This window comes from Candidatus Phyllobacterium onerii (assembly GCF_028331445.1).
Taxonomy (GTDB): domain Bacteria; phylum Pseudomonadota; class Alphaproteobacteria; order Rhizobiales; family Rhizobiaceae; genus Phyllobacterium; species Phyllobacterium onerii.
Genome location: NZ_JAQMHX010000004.1, coordinates 301,250 through 315,816, shown reverse-complemented (window position 1 = coordinate 315,816; position 14,567 = coordinate 301,250). Strand labels below are relative to the sequence as shown.

The following is a 14,567-nucleotide window of genomic DNA, read 5'->3' as shown; positions in this document are numbered from 1 at the left end:
TAAGGTCGGCATGAGATTCGCGAAAGGTTTTCCATGCTGGCCGAAGTGGCATTGCCCATCAAGCTGACATTCAGGCTCTGGTTGCGCTTCTGGCCACAGCTCATTGCTGTTGTCCTGCTAGGGCTCACCGTATCGGATCTGTTGATGTGGGTAGCGGTCAAAGCCGCCTATATCAACCACTATGCCGGTCTTGGACTGTTGACCCTCGTTGCGCTTACCCAACTCGTCACGACGGTTTCCATGATCCAGATCGTGCGGCCGGGTTTGCCCTCCGTCAACGCCGCACAAACCCAGGCGGATGAACACGCGGACAGACGCGAATTCGGCCTGTCTCGCCTCACCACGATCATTGCCGTCGCATTGCTTCCGTTCTTTGCCTACTACGCAGCCTGGGGTTTTCTTGGCGACACGGTGCGCCAATATTCGCGCCTCGCACTTGAGTTGCGGCCATTCGAAGGTGGTGGCGGCAGCGTGCTCGATGTTCTCGATTCGAAATGGATCCTTCTGTCGGTTGCCATTTCGTGGATCGTGCGCAGTTTCGCAAAGGCCATGAAGGAACGCACCAAGCGCTCGGTCTGGGACATTATCATGGTCGTTTGCGAGACCAACTGGATATTCATCGGTCTTTATATCATCAGCCGCTGGAAGGATGACTGGTTGCAGGCGCTGGTCGAAGGCCGGCTGTGGTCGTGGTTCGAACAATTCTTCGCGGCACTCGCCCAGCCGGTTTCATCGGCCTTTGCCGCGGCCCTGGTACCGGTCGAGCAGGTTCCGGAGAACTTCAGTGCGGTAGCGGTCAACCTGTTCTTCCACGCACTCCTGCCGGTGATCTGGCTGGTCATGGTCGCACTTGTCTACGGCTATGACGTCCGCGACCAAAAAGAACTCATGCGCATCCACCATCGCGTCGAACGCTTTGGCGAGCGGTATCAGGCCATTCCGAAATTCCTGCGCGACTTCATCGAGCATTTCATCAGCGGTTATCGCTCAAGATATTTGCCCATTGCCAATGGTGTGAGGCTCACGCTGAATTCCGGGCTGCTGCTGATCATCACCTTGATCCTCGGCTATCGCTTTATCGAATGGGCGGCGGCTTGGCTCTGGCTCGGTACGGCACACCTGATAGGCCCGCACTCCATTGCCGTGTGGGAGGTCCTGGCGAATGGAATAAGCTTCCTGTTTGGCAGTCCGCTACAGGATTCATCGACCGGAATTCTCGTAGAGCCCCTGCGCATTTGCTTCCTTGCTGCAGTCCTAGAAACTGCGTTTTCGATGACCCGGAAAACTACGGCTTAGCAAATCTGAGATAGAACGGGCGCTCGCTGTGCATCCCTAAAGTCGCGACAAGTTCGTCTGCGACATCCGCTGGAACGAGATAGTTCTCCTCGATCACTCTCCGCTCCCCCTTTTGCGCGCCGGAAAATACTGTGGAACTGCAGGTCTCGATGCCCGGTTGCGGCGAAGGTATTCCCGGCACGCTGGAGGGGTACCAGGTGCGTCCCGTAGGATCGGTCAGCTTGATAGCACACATAAGCCAGAGATTTTGAAGGTCGGGATCACCGATCTCGACTACAAAACGCGCGATGATTGGCGCTGAACCCGCGGGAAGCCGGCCGGGTCTTATGCCTTCCACCTTGCGCAATCCCTGAAACTGCCAGTCGCTGCCGCCATAGTGTTTGGTCTCTCCTGCAGCGACATCAACCGGCAGCATATCGCGATACCGGACGAGTTCATTGATGTCTCTGTACGAGACAGATAACAGTGAAATCGGAACGAGGAATAGCAAGGCCCACAGGCTGCGCTTGCGCCATCTCCGCTCCAAAGCGTTTTGCTTGTCCTCGATCAAGACCGACATTTCATGTCCCTGTCAGCGGACGCAACGGGTCGTAACTGTCGACGACCAGAGGCTGCCCGTCATTGAACGTCTTGATGTCATCGATTGAAATGCGCGCCTCGGAATCCAATGCCGGCTCTACCTTGCCCGAGAGAACCAGCGTTGCCCCGTTCACCTGGTCGGGCATTGTCTCAAAGATGAATCGAACCTTCTTGGGCAATCCCGGAGCAAGCAGGTGCGGCGGCATTCCCGGCGCCCAGCCGATCCGGCCGGACGTTGTGAACTTCAGACCTGTCGGCCCGAGCCAGGTTGCCGCGGCAACACTCGTACTGTTTGTCGTCGCCGCAAGGTTTGCGGTGACAATTACCCAAAGACCCGAAGTCGTCAGCGTTTTCTTCTCGCCATACTGGGTGAAGTCCAGTTGGCGCGCGAAAATGACCTGATCGAGCGTTACATCGAACTCGCGGGTGTGAACCTTATCGTGCATCTCGCCATAGACGGGAATAGGAGCCGTCAGCTCACCGAAGCGTGGCTTGGTCTGGTGCATGCCGTAAAGCACGCCGACGGCAACGATCAAGACGAGAATATTGGCGAGCCGGCGCATTTTAGCCCTCACTCTGAGAAAGTGGCAGACTTACGGTGCCTGCCGGAGCCTTGCTCCACCAGCCCGGAGTGCCAGTCAGATTGTTGCGCAGCTTGAACTTCCATGCCTCGATGCCAAGTTCAATCGTGCCGGTCGGGACAGCATCGGATGGTACCACCCAGACATAAGTAATCTTTTCGGGCATTTCGGGTTGCAGATCGGGCAACGACGACCCATCTCGATCGAGATAGGCAAGCGGCTGCTCGGTGATTGCTTGCAATTTCCCGAGCAGATGAAATGTATTGGCATAGCCGCTGTCGGACTGGGTCGTGCGGTTCATCAATTCGACTGCGAAAACGACGGCCTTCTGCCCTTCCTTCGGGTCACACTGAAGATTTTCTGGTCGGTCACCCAAGCTTTCAAGGGTTTGATCAGCCATTTGCCCGCATCGATCGACTGGCCGGCGGTGATTTGCGGGAGCTCTTGCTTGTCCGCTGCCTCGAATGCCCCGAGCGCAAATGCAGTGGCCAGTGCTGCAAATGAGCCGATACCCGCCGTCAACCAGGCGATTGCTTTGCTGCGCAGGTTCAGGAAACGGGATCGCATCGGCCCGATCGTTCTCCTCTCGATCTTTAGGATCAATAATGAGTCGCTGTCATCACGCACCATGCAATGTTTGCGGGGTAAATTTCAAGTCTTGGATTTTAACGCGCGATAACTTGTGGAAGTTGCTGCAAGTCCGTGAACCTACGCGGTCGCGGAAAATCGCATCATGTCCCTCAGAACCGTGAGGCAACCTGTGGTAGGTAGGCGTTGACCAGACTTACAACCTGTGCGTCGCGGCTTCGTGCTGTCTCGCCGCCCATGACGACTGCTACAAGTTGCCGGCCATTGTCGCTGATCGACGTGACGATGTTGAAGCCGGAAGCCCGCACATAACCGGTCTTGATGCCATCTGCGCCGTTCAATTGCGCCAGAACCCGGTTATGCCCGCGGATCAATTTGCCATTGTAGACGAAATCCTGGGTGACGAAATAATAGTATTGCCCAGGGTAGTGCCTGCGCAGTGACATACCAAGCAGCGCCATGTCACGCGCCGTCGTGATCTGCTGCGGGTCGGGCAGACCGGAAGCGTTGTGGAAGTTGGTGCCCCGCATGCCGAGTTGACGTGCTTTCGCCGTCATCTGGGCTGCGAACTGGTCTTCCGTGCCGCCGAGATATTCGGCTAGAACCACGGCGACATCATTGGCGGATTTGACGACGATCGCCTTGATTGCGGTATCGACGTCGATCGTCTGGCCCGGCTTCAAACCGAGTTTGCTTGGCGCCTGCGATGCAGCGTGAGCGGAGACCGGCAGGAGAGTCGTCTTGGTGATCCGGCCGGATTTCAGTGCCTCGAAAGTAAGGTAGAGCGTCATCATCTTGGTCAGCGAGGCAGGCACCCGCGGTAGATCGGCGCTTGCCTGATAAAGAACCGCGCCCGTGCTGCCATCGACCACGATTGAGGCGGATTTTTCCGAAACCGGTGCAACCGTCGTCGGGGTGACGGTACTCAGCGTTGCAGCAGTCGTACAACCGCTGGCCGTGCCAAGAATCACCCCTATCAACACCACGACTTTCGAAAATGAATAGAACGACATATGAACTCGCAGCACGTTTATATTCCGAACATAATGCTTATGCGAAAGAGCAGATGTCTAGCGCAGGAGAGGTTAACAATTCGGCTTAGAGCCTTTCATGAAAGGCTCTAAGCGCGCTTGTTAGCCGATTTGACCCCGTGCGCCAAGCGTAGTCTCCCACACCAAATTGTCGCGTGCTACGCTGTGAGCACCACCTTGACGCTGCGCGAGCGGTCCAAAGCCACACGAAACGCCTCAGGCGCGTCGGCGAGTTTGAACTCGCTAGTCACCAGCCGGAGCACATCGATCTTGCCCTCTACGATCAACTCGACCGCTTCGAAAAACTCCTCGCCAAAACGGAATGTCCCGATCAGATCGAGCTCCTTAGACATCACCGCATTGGCAGGTACGGGGATAGACCCACCGGAAAGATTACCGACCTGAACCACCGTTCCGCCCCGCCTGACCGTGCGAATGGCCGAGGCCAGTCCCGCCGCCGTTCCCGAAATTTCGAAGGCGATATCGTAGGGCGTGGCGGCTGCAAACGCCGCCAGCTGTTCCTCGCCTTGCGACAGGTCTATCGTCTGGTCAGCGCCGAGCTCTTGTGCGAATTTCAAGGGTGCGGCGGCAACGTCGACCATGGCAACCGAGCCTGCACCCGCATGTTTCAGTGCCAGCATGGTCAAGAGGCCGATCGGGCCCGAACCGAAAATGATGGTTGAAGTTCCTTTGACGTGGCCGGCGCGGCGTACCGCGTGCAGGCAGACCGCCAGTGGTTCGGCGAGCGCCGCTGCCTGATAAGGCAAGTCCGCTGGCACCTTGACGCATTGCGATGCGGTCGCATCGAACAGGCTGGCAAACCCTCCCTGCATGTGCGGCGTTTTCGAAGCCGAGCCCATGAAGTAGATGTTCTCGCAAAGGTTTGCCCGACCTTCATGGCAATAGGCACAGTGTTCGCACCAGCGCGACGGATTGACCGCAACCCGCTCACCAACCGCCAGTCCGGTCACGTTGCTCCCGATCTCGACGACCTCACCCGCCACCTCGTGGCCAAGTATAAGCGGCGAGGTAACGACGAAATCGCCTGTTCTCGCATGGCGGAAATAATGCATGTCGGAGCCGCATATGCCGGCAGCCCCGAAGCGGACCCGCACCATGTTCGGTGCGAGGTCTCCGAGTTCGATATCGACGACACGAAGATCTTCGGCGCCGAAGAGAGTTGCAGCAATGCCCGTGGTACTCATTTGATCAGACCCAGTTGTGTTGGCAGCCAGAGGGTGATGGCCGGAATGAATGTGATCGCAATCAGTGCGATGAACAGTGGAACGAGCCAGGGCAAGATTGCCATTGTGGTGCGCTCGACCGAGAGCTTCGCAACACGCGACAAGACGAACAATACCATGCCTAGCGGCGGATGCAGCAGGCCAATCATCAGGTTCAGCGTCATGATCAAGCCGAAATGCACCGGATCGATGCCGAATTTGAGTACGAGCGGCAACAGGATCGGCACGAGGATGGTGATGGCCGCAATCGTATCGAGGAAGCAGCCGACGAACAGCATCAGCAAGTTTACCAGGATCAGAAACACCCATTTATTCTCGGTGATCGACAGGATAGCCGTCGACAGGAGCTGGGCTGCCTGGCTGACGGTCAAAAGCCATGCGAAGACCGAGGCCGCCGTTACGATGAACAATACCGAAGCGGTTGTTTCGATCGTATCGAAACTCGCCTTGGCAAGGCTCTTCAAGGTCATCGTTCTGTAACGCACAAGGCCGAGGAACAGCGACCACAAGACAGCCGCGACGGCTGCCTCTGTCGGAGTGAACCAGCCCATGGTCATGCCACCGATGAGGATCACCGGCGTCATCAGCGCCATGACGGCGGAGAAATCGAAATACCAGTCAGCGGCGAGGAGTAGCACCAGCGCGATACCGACCGACGCGTTGATGGAAAGGCCGGTGAGCATCAACAGATAGATAACCACAGGAACGCAGGCGACAACCACGATCTCCAGGGAAGCTTCCAGGAGCTGCTTTATCTCGAAAGGCGCATCGGAGCCCCAGCGCTTCACATAGGCGAAGATGGCAACGGTAACCATCATCAGCACGGTCATGACGATGCCCGGCAGGATGCCCGCCATGAACAGAGCGCCGATGGAGACGTTGGCCATCATCCCGTAGATCACGAAAGGCAATGACGGCGGGAAGATCGGTCCAAGCGTTGCGGAAGCCGCGGTAACGCCGACAGCCGCCTCGACGGGATAACCGTGATCCTTCATCGCCTTGATCTCGATGGTGCCGATGCCTGCGGCGTCGGCGAGAGCAGTTCCAGACATGCCGGAGAAAATGACAGACCCGATGATATTGACCTGCGCTAGACCACCCTTCATCCAGCCGACGAGCGCGACGGCGAACGAATAGATACGCCCGGTGACACCTGCAGAATTCATGAGATTGCCGGCGAGGATGAAGAACGGCACGGCGAGAAGCGGGAAGCTTTCAACACCGGCGATCATGCGCTGCGCCACGATGATGTCCGGGGCGACGCCGAAGAAGACGAGATAAAGCACTGAGGCAACGGCCATGGAAATGGCGACCGGCACGCCGACAAGCATAAGAATAAGGAAAGTTCCAACAAGCAATAACATTGATCAGTCCTCAATCTTCTGGAATTCTTCGGGACGCTCCAGGACAGAATAGCCCCGGCGAACATTGCGGATGAAAACCTGAACGGCGCGGAGCAGCATCAATATGAATGCGACGAACACGCTGTAAAAAACGATGTTGCGTGGAAGATCGACTGTGACCATGCGTTCTTCCGCAACGATGTCGACGTATCGCCACATTAACCAGACCGCATAGGCGAAGAAGCCGATGCGCACGATATCGACAAAGTTTGACAGCGCGCGAGCGACACCCGCCGGCAAGTAATGGTAGAGCACATCCACCTGAATATGCCGCGAGACGCGGACGCACATCACAGAGCCGAGAAACACGACACCGATCAGACAGTTGATGGCGATTTCTTCGGTCCACGCATAGCTGTCGTTCATGACGTATCGCGTAAAGAACTGAAGGAATACGCATCCCGTCATGAGCCAGAAGACGATCAGTGTCAGCCAATCTTCAATGGCATAATCCGACAGATCAGCCACCGGGCCAGCATCTTCGAAGGAATGAGCAAGCTCTTCGGCAGTTACCGGGGTATGAATTTCATTTGACATGTTCCGTCTCCGGTTGGCGTCAGCATGGGATGCGGCCGGGCGATAGCATCACCGCCCGGCCCGATGGATCATTCCTTGATCGCGCGAATGGCTTCCCAATCGGATTTCTCGTAGCCGAAATCCTCGAATTTGACCTTTTCCACCACGTTCTTTTCGAAATCGGCCTTGTCGACTTCCGTCACGTTGATACCCTTTTCCTTGAATGTCGCGACGAGCTGTTTTTCCTTCTCCGATATGATCTTCGTTGTGCGTTCGGCAGCTTCCTGCATCACATCACCGAAGATCTTCTTGTCTTCATCGGAAAGGCTGGTCCAAAGCTGCTTCGAGATCACCGTGTTCAGATGATCGACGATGTGACCGGTAAGGATGATGTTCTTCTGAACTTCGAAGAACTTCTTTGCTTCGATCGTCGTCAGCGGATTTTCCTGCGCCTCGACCGTGCCGTTCTGCAGCGCGAGATAGACTTCCGCGAAAGCGATTGGCGTCGTGTTGGCGCCGCAGGCACGCGGCATGGCGAGATAGGCGGGCACGTCAGGCACGCGGATCTTCAGACCTTCCATATCCGAGCACTTGGTGATGGGTTTGTTGGATGTGGTTTGCCTTGTGCCATAATAGCTGACGGCTGCAATGTGGTTGCCGCTCTTCGCCTCGTAACCGGCAGCAAGACGCTTGAACACATCACTCTTCGTATAGGCAATCAGATGTTCCGGCCCGCGGAAGATGTAGGGAAAATAGGTGACGCCGATCGGCTTGTAGTCCCGGGCGGCAAAGCTCGATCCGGAAATGATGATATCGACCGTGCCAAGCTTAAGCCCCTGATTGATGTCGGCTTCCTTGCCCAGCTGTGAAGCCGGGAATACGTCGATCTTGTAACGTCCATTGGTCCGCTTGGCGATCTCTTCCGCCGCCCAGACGGACTCCGTATGGAACGGCTCCGACGTTTCGTACACATGCGCCCATTTGAGCGTCGTTTGCGCTTGCGCCACCACGGCCGATAGCGCGAGAGCGGCAACCGCCCCCAGAATTGTCATCAGTTTGATCTTCATATCGTAGTCCTCCCAGATTGAATTCAGATCTTGGTACTTCTGCTCCGGCCTCCCGCGGGATGGCCCTTTTCACTTTCCAGTTCTTCATCGAAGCTCTTGGAAAATCTCACTTGCGATTGCAGCAGATGATGCTGCATCGCCAATTTGGCGCGCGCCGGGTCGCCCGAAGCGATGGCGTCGCGGATGGCCCGGTGTTCCTCGAATGCCTCGCGCCAGGAAGCGGGACTTTCGAAATAGCTCGCCAGCTTCTCGAAATAAGGCGTCATCCTCTGGTCGAAGAGCTCGCCGACAAACCGATTGAGCGCCGCGTTTTCGATAATGCCGGCGATCGTCGTGTGAAAAGTCCGGTCGAGCGCAATCGATGTGCGTGGATCGTTGAAGGTGCTCGCCATCTTCGTCAGCACGTCATCCAGCGCATCGATATGGGCGGGTGTAGTTGCTTTGGCCGCCTCTTCCGCGATCGCACATTCGATCAACGCACGGGCGCGCAGCAGTTCGAATGGTCCTTCCAGATCTTCGGCTTCGGCTTGTACAGGCGCAGGCTTCTCGCGCTGCTGGCGCGTGACATAAATGCCGGAACCCATGCGGATATGAACAAGCCCTTCAACTTCAAGCGCAATCAACGCTTCGCGGATGGTCGGGCGGGATACGCCAAGTTTTTCCGCAAGTTCGCGCTCCCCGGGCAGCCGCTCGCCGACGGCAAACTCGCCGCTTTCGATCAGCGTGCGTACCTGGTCTGCCACCTGCCGGTACAAGCGGCGCGGCTGGATCGCTGCAAACATTGGTCCTCCCCGCACGGCTCTCCCTTCCGCACTCGACTGGTAAACTGGCCTTACCAATATGCAACTGATACATTGGTATATATGCTGGAGTCAAGACAGTCGCTTAAACGGGAACTCTTACTGTAACAATCTGCAATGGAAAGTGATTGCCCCACGCCCCTGCGAACAAGCTATGACAGCTCAACATCTGCCTCGTCCGACCGGTGACAAATGCTGCCTGATATTCGATTGCCGCGCGCCTTTGCCTGCCTGAGCCTTGCTCTGGTACTCGGCGCTTGCACGACAGCCGATCCGAAATTGCCCAGTGCGACGTCAATTCCGCTTCCCGAACCATCGCCGCGGCTTGCCAACGCTGTAGATACCAAGCCGCAACCCAAATCTTCCGATAGGTCGTCCGTCGATGGTCTGATCTCGAAATATTCCGTCGCCTATGCTGTTCCGGAATCGCTGGTACGCCGCGTCGTGCAGCGTGAGAGTCGGTTCAATCCGGCGGCCCGCAACGGACCATATTGGGGCCTGATGCAGATGCTGCCCGCGACCGCGCGCGGTATGGGGCATGACGGCAGCGCCAAGGATTTGCTCGATGCCGAGACCAATCTCAAATATGGCGTGAGATATCTGGCCGGGGCCTACAAGGTCGCCGATTACAATCCGGATCAGGCTGTGCGACTTTACTCACGCGGCTACTATTTCCAGGCCAAGCGCAAGGGCATGCTGGGCGTATTGGAGCCGGCGTCGCCGGTCGAAACCGCAGCCGCTTCTGAACCTGCTCCGGTTGCCGGCAATACCGCGGTGACCGTGACAGCTGGGACGGCAACCCAGCCGTTCCCGCCGGCAGCTCCGGCCGCCGCGCAACTCGCTTACGCGAGCGATCAAGTCGTTCTTCCCGCGATGGTCCCCTTGCCGTTCGAGCGGCCCGAAATGATCGACACCGTCATGCCGGCCACCAGCGGTGGAAGTGGTGCACAGGCCCGCGTCCCTGCCCCACTTTAAGTATTCCGGCCGCGGCAATCGCCGCCGTCAGATAGTCTTTCGCATCAGTTACAGCCTCACCTAGATCAAGGCCTTTGGCCAATCCGGCGGTTATTGCGGCGGCCAGAGTGCAGCCAGTGCCATGGTCATTGTTCGTCATGATGCGCGGGCTTGAAAAGCGCTGCATCATGACACCGTCGAACAACAGGTCCGTGCTCATCTCGGATTTCGCGTGACCGCCCTTGACCAGCACAGCCGCCGCTCCGAGCGCCAGCAGTTTCTCTGCCTGCCGGGCCATCCCGGCTTCATCCTCTGCTATAGTCTCACCTGTCAGCAATGCTGCTTCCGGCAGATTGGGTGTCAGTACCAGGGCGCGCGGCAGAAGAAGCTGCCGCAATGCTTCAATAGCCTCTGGCTGCAACAAGCGGTCACCGGACGTAGCGACCATTACCGGGTCCAGTACCACCCTCCGGTTCCAGTGCTCCAGCGCGTCGGCGATTGCCTCGATCGTTTCGACCACGCCGACCATGCCGATCTTGATCGCGTGCGCGTCGATATCGGACAGGACAGCATCGATCTGTGCGCGGACGATGCCAGGCGAGAGATTCTCGATAGCGGTCACTCCGCGTGTGTTCTGCGCGGTGATCGCCGTCAAAACACTGGTGCCATAAACGCCAAGTGCCGAGAATGTCTTCAAATCCGCCTGGATGCCTGCGCCTCCCCCGCTGTCGGAACCGGCAATGGTCAATGCAATGGCTGTTTGGGCAATCGCAGTCATGCCCGTTCCTTCAACGCTGCATCGACCGCCGCCAGCAACGCAGCGGTCGCGCCTTGCGGATCGTCCTGCCGGAAAATCGCCGAAATCGCAGCCACGCCGTCGGCTCCGGCCGCAATCGCAGGCGGCGTACGCGCAAGATCGATACCTGCGATCGCGCCGATCGGCAGGTCGGGTTTCACCTTGCGGATGATTGGTGCCAGACGGCTGAACCCTTCAAAGCCGATAGGCTCCAGATTTTGCTTTGCCGGTGTTTCGAACAGGCCGCCGATACATGCGTAGTCGATATCGGCCTCGATAGCCGCCTGAGCATCTGCTTCATTCTTGACCGTCAGGCCGAGGATCGCGTCCGGTCCGAGCAGACGGCGCGCATCCGCCACGAGCATGTCCTCGCGGCCGACATGCACCCCTTCGACGCCGGCGGCGAGCGCCACGTCGATACGGTCATTGACCACCAGTGGCACCCCCGTCCCCTTCAGTGCGGCATGGATCGTTCTGGCCCGTTCGACCATAAGGCGCGTTGGCGAGTTCTTGTCACGATACTGGATGATCGTAGCGCCACCCCGTGCGGCGCTAAGCGCAAGCTGGCCTAGGTCCCTGTCGCCGCCGATAGCATCGACATCGACAATGGCATTCAGCCGGTAATCTACTTTTGGCATGTGTTCTCTCTTTAGTTGAAATGTTCAGTTTAATTCCACGGCGATGTCGTCGACCTTGGGGATGCTCTTGATCAATCCTGCGTCGTGCATGAAGACACCGAACCGTTCGTAGCGGCCGCGATCGAGCGCAGCGGGCCGCTTGGCAAATCGCGGCAGCGTGTCGATCCAGGCCTGCTTGTTCAGTGGATTATCCAGATCCGGATAGGCCTTGACGAAGAGCTGCCAGGATTCGTCCGGATGGTTGGTCAGGTAGATCGCTCCCTTCTCCACCGCGCCGAGAAAGCGCTTGAGCCGGTCGTCCTTCAGCAAATCCGGATAGGTAACGAAAATGAGCTCGTCATAGGGGGGCACGCCATGTTCTTCCGGGAAGAAGGCGAGCCCCTTGTGCCCTTCCTGCGCCATCTGCGTCAGCTCGAAATTGCGATAGGCACCGACCGTCGCATCCACCTGCCCGGAAATCAGCGAGGTGGAGAGGGCAAAGTTGACATTGATCAACTCGACATCCTTGGTTGAAAGGCCTTCCGCTTTCAGCATGGCACCCAGCATCGCATCTTCGAAGCCCGCGACGGAAAAGCCAATCTTCTTGCCCTTCAAATCCTTCAAGCTTTTGATTTGCCCGGCCGCCAGTGTCATCACCGTATTGAGCGGCGTTTCAACAAGCGTGCCGAAGCGTACCAGCGGCAGGCCTTCATCATGATCGAGAAAAAGCGTGGGCTGATAGTGGATGGCGATGTCCGCCTGCTTCGCCGCAACAAGGCGTGGCGGCGCTGCCGGATCAGCTGGCGGGATGAGCTCGACATCGAGATCGGCCTCCGCGAAGTAGCCCTTCTCCCGGGCGATGACAAGTGGCGCATGGTCGGGATTGACGAACCATTCAAGAAGAACAGTCAGCTTGTCGGCTGCCATGACCGGACTGGAAATGCCGAGGGCAGAAACGGCGAGGCCGACCATGAAAATCAGGGGATGAATGCGAAACATCGAAGATCCTTTACATGCGATCAAATGAGGGAAAATTGTCATGCCTCCCGCGCCCATGGCGTCAGCCGTTTTGCCAGCGCATCCACAAGGAAGCGCAGGACAATAGTCAGCGTGGCGAGGATGATGAGGGCAGCAAAGAGCGTATCCGTCTGCATGCGCGCATTGGCCTGAAGCATGACGAAACCGAGGCCACGCGAAGAGCCAACCCACTCGCCGATGACGGCGCCGATGGGTGCGAAAACTGCCGCGACGCGCAAGCCGGAACCCAGTGCCGGCAAGGCGCTCGGCACGCGCACGAGGAACAGTGTCGCGAGAGGCGATGCCTGTGTCAGTGCCGCCGCGTCGAGCAGATCCTGATTGGTGCGCTGCAGACCGTCGGCGAAGGCCGAGGCCACCGGAAAGAAGATGATGAGGCTTGCCATGACGACCTTGGAGGCAAGACCGAAACCAAACCACAGCACCAGCAGCGGCGCGATCGCGAAAACCGGCAACGCCTGTAGCACGAGCATCATCGGCCAGACGATCTGTCGGAAACCCGGCACAGCGCAGACGAGAAGCGCAGTCAGGATGCCTGCCAGCGCCCCAAACATCAGCCCAAGGATGATCTCCACCAGCGTGATGGCGGCGTTGGCCAGCAGATAGTGCTGCTCGTCGACCAGCGTAGAGATAACCGTCAATGGTCCTGGCAAGATGAAACGCGGCGGCGCCATCACCCAGACGATCGCTTGCCAGCACAGGACCACCGCCAGCAAAGCTGCCGCTATCTGTAAAACCAGGCGCATGGCGCTGTTCACGCCACTACCGTTTTTGCCGGAGAAATTTCAAGGAAACGGGCACGGTCTGGACTCCATCATGATCGGAGATCCGGATATGCGCGAAGACAAGACTTGAGGTGTGCGAAGAAGGCTCAATTCCCGTTCCTACGCCGGCATAACCCGGATCAGGTTCAAGGGTCCAGCTCGACGCTATCTCAGCACTGTACAGTGCCCCCCTCGGAATAAAGTCATGATGGAGCGGCGCAAGGACAAAGTCAATTGCGCCGCTGTGGTTGCTATCGGTCTAGTTTGTCAGACGGACGTTCTCGCCATCGACGGATTTACAAGCGGCCTCTACCTGGTAGAAAAAGTCCTGCTGTGCAAAGCCACCGCCGTCTTCCCAGGCATGATCTTGCCGGCCACCGCAGTTGAACAGGGAGTCCAGTGGAGGCGTGGAACCCTTCTTTAGCTGCACGCCCTCAACGAACAGGTAGTCGACCGTATTTGGATCGTCAGTGCGCAACGTCAGGTTATAACTGCTAGAGGAAGCGCTCGGTACGCAAAGAGTATGGTTGGGGTCCGCGGGATCGGCGGTGTACTTGTATCCAATGTCGCAGCCATCGTTTTTGACTTCCATCTTGAGATACAACTTGTCGTAATCGCCGAGATTAATGGTCGTATTGTCCGGCGGGACCTGGGTTTTGACACCCGTACCACGACCATTCGCGCTGTTAGGACCACTTCTGTAGGCACTTGTGTAGGTTATGGTTCCCATCACGGTTTCCACGCCATTCTTCACGACCACAATGGAAACCTTCTTGAAGTACCAACCGTACATATCACCTGGAATGAATTTCGCCGTTGTAGGTTTCAATGGCGCCAAAGCCGTTGCATTCACACCGATCGCAACCTTGTCCTGTTTTAGCAGATGCATGAACACTGTGTTTGTCCCGCCGCTGATTGCAACGTTGACCTTTTGATCGGCCGCAGTGAATTTGATGGTAACCTTGTCCGCTTCCGCACCGAGATTAGCCTTGAGGTAGGCTTTTGCACGCGCTTCTGCCGCCGCAGAATTCGACCCGGTGAAAACCGACGCGCCGGCCAACGCGGCCGAGTCAGCGGCGTTCTGTAATTTGGACCGCTCATTGCTCGCCAGGCTGTAATCCACAGCCAGCCCGGTCATCCCCATGATGGGTATGAGCAGCAATCCGAAGGTTATTGCTGTTGCCCCGCTGCGGTCTTTTAGGAAATTTCGAATTTTTTTCATTGGCCCACTCCGTCGTTACCTGGACCTTTGAATCTCCCGCGTAAATTCGTGCTTAGTAAATTCATTCATATTTT

17 protein-coding genes and 1 riboswitch are annotated in these 14,567 nt (G+C 57.4%); of the genes, 2 read left to right on the top strand and 15 right to left on the bottom strand.

What is annotated here, in order from left to right:
* Nucleotides 1-33: 33 nt before the first annotated feature.
* Complete coding sequence (locus PHA01_RS11845) at nt 34-1,296, top strand: hypothetical protein (RefSeq protein ID WP_271895630.1); 1,263 nt, start codon at nt 34-36, stop codon at nt 1,294-1,296.
* Here the strand turns inward: PHA01_RS11845 and PHA01_RS11840 are convergent.
* The 10 genes from PHA01_RS11840 to PHA01_RS11795 all read right to left on the bottom strand — a co-directional run bounded on the left by PHA01_RS11840 (nt 1,286) and on the right by PHA01_RS11795 (nt 9,087).
* The gene (locus tag PHA01_RS11840; RefSeq protein ID WP_271895629.1) at nt 1,286-1,855 is read right to left on the bottom strand and encodes a hypothetical protein; all 570 of its coding nucleotides are present in this window, start codon (nt 1,853-1,855) and stop codon (nt 1,286-1,288) included. The genes PHA01_RS11845 and PHA01_RS11840 overlap by 11 nt on opposite strands.
* A gap of 1 nt (nt 1,856) precedes the next feature.
* Entirely contained in the window at nt 1,857-2,438 is a 582-nt protein-coding gene (locus tag PHA01_RS11835; protein ID WP_271895627.1) for a hypothetical protein, read from the bottom strand.
* A 1-nt stretch (nt 2,439) separates the two neighbouring features.
* Nucleotides 2,440-2,757, bottom strand: a complete 318-nt coding sequence (locus PHA01_RS11830; protein WP_271895625.1) for a hypothetical protein — start codon at nt 2,755-2,757, stop codon at nt 2,440-2,442.
* Nucleotides 2,757-3,023, bottom strand: coding sequence for a hypothetical protein (locus PHA01_RS11825; protein WP_271895623.1), 267 nt, complete (start codon nt 3,021-3,023; stop codon nt 2,757-2,759). The genes PHA01_RS11830 and PHA01_RS11825 overlap by 1 nt, the downstream gene beginning before the upstream one ends.
* 173 nt (nt 3,024-3,196) lie before the next feature.
* Nucleotides 3,197-4,057 (bottom strand): D-alanyl-D-alanine carboxypeptidase family protein, encoded by an 861-nt coding sequence (locus tag PHA01_RS11820; RefSeq protein WP_271895621.1) that lies wholly within the window; start codon nt 4,055-4,057, stop codon nt 3,197-3,199.
* Between the two features lie 176 nt (nt 4,058-4,233).
* On the bottom strand, nt 4,234-5,280 hold the full coding sequence (locus tag PHA01_RS11815) for an L-idonate 5-dehydrogenase (protein WP_271895619.1): 1,047 nt from the start codon (nt 5,278-5,280) through the stop codon (nt 4,234-4,236).
* Complete coding sequence (locus PHA01_RS11810; protein ID WP_271895617.1) at nt 5,277-6,683, bottom strand: TRAP transporter large permease; 1,407 nt, start codon at nt 6,681-6,683, stop codon at nt 5,277-5,279. The genes PHA01_RS11815 and PHA01_RS11810 overlap by 4 nt, the downstream gene beginning before the upstream one ends.
* A gap of 3 nt (nt 6,684-6,686) precedes the next feature.
* On the bottom strand, nt 6,687-7,259 hold the full coding sequence (locus tag PHA01_RS11805) for a TRAP transporter small permease (RefSeq protein WP_271895615.1): 573 nt from the start codon (nt 7,257-7,259) through the stop codon (nt 6,687-6,689).
* 68 nt (nt 7,260-7,327) lie between these two features.
* Complete coding sequence (locus tag PHA01_RS11800) at nt 7,328-8,305, bottom strand: sialic acid TRAP transporter substrate-binding protein SiaP (RefSeq protein WP_271895613.1); 978 nt, start codon at nt 8,303-8,305, stop codon at nt 7,328-7,330.
* A 23-nt stretch (nt 8,306-8,328) separates the two neighbouring features.
* Nucleotides 8,329-9,087, bottom strand: coding sequence for a FadR/GntR family transcriptional regulator (locus PHA01_RS11795; protein WP_271895611.1), 759 nt, complete (start codon nt 9,085-9,087; stop codon nt 8,329-8,331).
* A 210-nt stretch (nt 9,088-9,297) separates the two neighbouring features.
* On the opposite strand from PHA01_RS11795, the gene PHA01_RS29415 reads away from it, so the two are divergent.
* Nucleotides 9,298-10,080 carry a transglycosylase SLT domain-containing protein gene (locus tag PHA01_RS29415; protein ID WP_417020953.1) on the top strand — a complete coding sequence of 261 codons (783 nt, stop codon included), beginning with the start codon at nt 9,298-9,300 and terminating at the stop codon, nt 10,078-10,080.
* Here PHA01_RS29415 and thiD read toward each other — a convergent pair.
* The 5 genes from thiD to PHA01_RS11765 form a co-directional block, all read right to left on the bottom strand.
* Nucleotides 10,022-10,837: a bifunctional hydroxymethylpyrimidine kinase/phosphomethylpyrimidine kinase gene (thiD, locus tag PHA01_RS11785; protein WP_271895609.1), complete on the bottom strand. Its 816-nt coding sequence runs from the start codon at nt 10,835-10,837 to the stop codon at nt 10,022-10,024. The two genes, PHA01_RS29415 and thiD, sit on opposite strands and share 59 nt — an antisense overlap.
* Nucleotides 10,834-11,493, bottom strand: coding sequence for a thiamine phosphate synthase (thiE, locus tag PHA01_RS11780; RefSeq protein ID WP_271895607.1), 660 nt, complete (start codon nt 11,491-11,493; stop codon nt 10,834-10,836). Before thiE ends, thiD begins: the two co-directional genes overlap by 4 nt.
* Before the next feature lie 24 nt (nt 11,494-11,517).
* On the bottom strand, nt 11,518-12,444 hold the full coding sequence (locus tag PHA01_RS11775) for an ABC transporter substrate-binding protein (RefSeq protein WP_271895945.1): 927 nt from the start codon (nt 12,442-12,444) through the stop codon (nt 11,518-11,520).
* A 65-nt stretch (nt 12,445-12,509) separates the two neighbouring features.
* Nucleotides 12,510-13,253 carry an ABC transporter permease gene (locus PHA01_RS11770; RefSeq protein ID WP_271895604.1) on the bottom strand — a complete coding sequence of 248 codons (744 nt, stop codon included), beginning with the start codon at nt 13,251-13,253 and terminating at the stop codon, nt 12,510-12,512.
* A gap of 118 nt (nt 13,254-13,371) precedes the next feature.
* Nucleotides 13,372-13,474, bottom strand: a riboswitch (TPP riboswitch).
* Between the two features lie 56 nt (nt 13,475-13,530).
* On the bottom strand, nt 13,531-14,493 hold the full coding sequence (locus tag PHA01_RS11765; RefSeq protein ID WP_271895602.1) for a TadE/TadG family type IV pilus assembly protein: 963 nt from the start codon (nt 14,491-14,493) through the stop codon (nt 13,531-13,533).
* Between the last annotated feature and the right edge of the window lie 74 nt (nt 14,494-14,567).